Source organism: Streptomyces sp. NPDC048383 (genome assembly GCF_040651775.1).
Classification (GTDB): domain Bacteria; phylum Actinomycetota; class Actinomycetes; order Streptomycetales; family Streptomycetaceae; genus Streptomyces.
In genome coordinates, this window is the sequence record NZ_JBEZKS010000146.1 from 1 (window position 1) to 1861 (window position 1861).

At 70.9% G+C, this 1861-nt stretch carries 3 protein-coding genes; all 3 read right to left on the reverse strand.

Features of this window, described 5'->3' with window-relative positions:
* Positions 1-692 (reverse strand): homocysteine S-methyltransferase family protein (locus AB0D46_RS38490; protein ID WP_362884751.1); only part of this gene is annotated, 692 nt, incomplete at its 3' end.
* The gene (locus AB0D46_RS38495; RefSeq protein WP_362884753.1) at positions 689-1672 is read right to left on the reverse strand and encodes a carbohydrate kinase family protein; all 984 of its coding nucleotides are present in this window, start codon (positions 1670-1672) and stop codon (positions 689-691) included. The genes AB0D46_RS38490 and AB0D46_RS38495, both read right to left, overlap by 4 nt.
* A 1-nt stretch (position 1673) precedes the next feature.
* The coding region (locus tag AB0D46_RS38500) for a methionine adenosyltransferase domain-containing protein (RefSeq protein WP_362884755.1) at positions 1674-1861 on the reverse strand (188 nt) is incomplete at its 5' end.

Sequence of the window (1861 nt, forward strand, 5' to 3'; positions counted from 1 at the left end):
TCCGCCGGACCGGTCGCGCAGTTCAGGCCGATCATGTCGATGCCCAACGGCTCCAACGCCGTCAACGCCGCGCCGATCTCCGAGCCGAGCAGCATCGCGCCGTTCGCTTCGACGGTGACCTGCACGATGAGGGGCAGGTCCGACCTCCCGCACCAGTCCAGTGCGCGACGGGCGCCGATGACGGCGGCCTTCGTCTGGAGCAGGTCCTGGGAGGTTTCCACGAGGAGGGCGTCCGCGCCGCCGTGGATGAGGCCCTCGGCGTTCTGCTGGTAGGCCTCGCGCAGGGGCTCGTACCCGACGTGGCCGAGGGTGGGCAGCTTCGTACCGGGGCCCATGGAGCCGAGGACCCAGCGGTGTCGGCCGTCGCGTGCCGTGAAGGCGTCGGCGGACGCGCGGGCGACCCGGGCGCCCGCCTCGGCCAGCTCGTAGAGGCGTTCCTCCACTCCGTACTCGGCGAGGGCGGCCAGGTTCGTGCCGAAGGTGTTCGTTTCCACGCAGTCCACGCCGACCGCGAAGTACGCGTCGTGCACGGACCGCACGATGTCGGGGCGGGTGACGTTGAGGATCTCGTTGCAGCCCTCCAGCCCGAGGAAGTCGTCCATCGTCGGGTCGGCGTCCTGGAGCATCGTGCCCATCGCGCCGTCGGCGACGACCACGCGGGTGGCGAACTCGTCCCGCAGGGAGGGTCTCATCGCATCCCCCTCAGGTATGAAGAGAGTTCCGTCCGGCTCGCCGGGCCGTAGGCGGTACGGAGCCGGTCCAGGAGTGCGTCGCGGGACAGGCGGTACTCCTGGGTGCCGGTGTGGTCGAGTACGGTCGCCGCCACGGCGCAGCCCAGCTGAGCCGCGTACCGCTCGGGGACGCCCCACGCCGTTCCGGCGAGGAACCCGGCACGGAAGGCGTCGCCGACGCCGGTGGGGTCGACGACCTCGGCGACCTCGACCGCCGGTACGGTGAGCGGCGCGCGGTCGACGGCCCGGATGCGTACGCCGGTTTCGCCGTGGGTGGTGACCCAGGAGCCGACCCGGTCGAGGACCTGCTCCTCGGTGAGTCCGGCCCGCTCGCAGAGCAGGGCGGATTCGTACTCGTTGGTGAACAGGCGGAGGGCGCCGTCGATCAGTTCCCGCACTTCGGCGCGGGTCAGCCGGGCCAGTTGCTGCGAGGGGTCGGAGGCGAACGGAATGCCGAGCGTGCGGCAGTTCGCGGTGTGGCGGAGCATGGCCTCGGGGTCGTCCGGTGAGACGAGGACCAGGTCGGGGCGTCCGTGGCGGGTGACGACCTCCCGCAGGTCGATCTCTCGGGCTTCCGTCATGGCGCCCGCGTAGAAGGTGGCGATCTGGTTCTGTTCCCGGTCGGTGGTGCAGACGAAGCGGGCGGTGTGTCGGGTGGCGCTCACGTGTACGGCGTCGGTGTCCACTCCGTGGTCCTTGAGCCAGACCCGGTACGGTTCGAAGTCCGCTCCGACCGCGCCCACCAGCAGCGGGTGCAGGCCCAGTACGCCCAGGCCGAACGCGATGTTCGCCGCCACCCCGCCCCGTCGCACATCCAGGCTGTCGGCGAGGAACGACAGGGAGACCCGGTCCAGCCGGTCCGCGAGCAGCTGCTCGGCGAACCGGCCGGGGAAGGTCATCAGATGATCGGTCGCGATGGATCCCGTGACAGCGATGCGCATGTCAGATCCCGGTGGCCCGGCGCAGGGCGTCGACGCGGTCGGTGCGCTCCCAGGTGAAGTCGGGGAGTTCGCGGCCGAAGTGGCCGTACGCGGAGGTCTGTGCGTAGATCGGGCGCAGCAGGTCCAGGTCGCGGATGATGGCGGCGGGGCGGAGGTCGAAGACCTGGCCGATGGCGTCCTCGATCTTCT

Coding starts and splice junctions, on each gene's coding strand:
- AB0D46_RS38495 (WP_362884753.1), bottom strand. CDS start 1,672: ATGCGCATCGCTGTCACGGGATCCATCGCGACCGATCATCTGATGACC.